The organism is Desertibacillus haloalkaliphilus (assembly GCF_019039105.1).
GTDB lineage: Bacteria > Bacillota > Bacilli > Bacillales > KJ1-10-99 > Desertibacillus > Desertibacillus haloalkaliphilus.
In genome coordinates this window covers 1-325 of record NZ_JAHPIV010000619.1, presented here as the reverse complement: position 1 = coordinate 325, position 325 = coordinate 1, and the positions used below count along the sequence as shown (strand labels likewise).

Below are 325 nucleotides of genomic sequence, written 5' to 3'. Positions count from 1 at the left end.
CAATTTGAACATAATCTCCTCCAAACGCCCAGTCAGCTGTTTCTCTCGTTCTACAGAAAGGACTGGCAACAACCGGGTACATGACTGGAATACGAGCTCGACGAATGGCTTCTCCATATGTCGCCGCTTGACTTCTTCCAAAATCAGAAAGGTTCCTTTGGGTTGTGCAATCCTGAAGGGAAAGATTTGGTTGGTCAGCTCCTACGTTTGCTTCTGCGTGTCTTGCGTATAGAATATATCCTCCTCCTTGTAGCAATTCCAATAATGATTGTTGGACTGGAACAGCTTGTGTATAACGACTAATGTATGGCAAATGCGACCAATA

General features: G+C 44.6%; 1 protein-coding gene. It reads right to left on the bottom strand.

Features of this window, described 5'->3' with window-relative positions:
- A partial coding sequence (locus tag KH400_RS23560) for a histidine phosphatase family protein (RefSeq protein WP_312889351.1) occupies window positions 1-325 on the bottom strand: 325 nt, incomplete at both ends.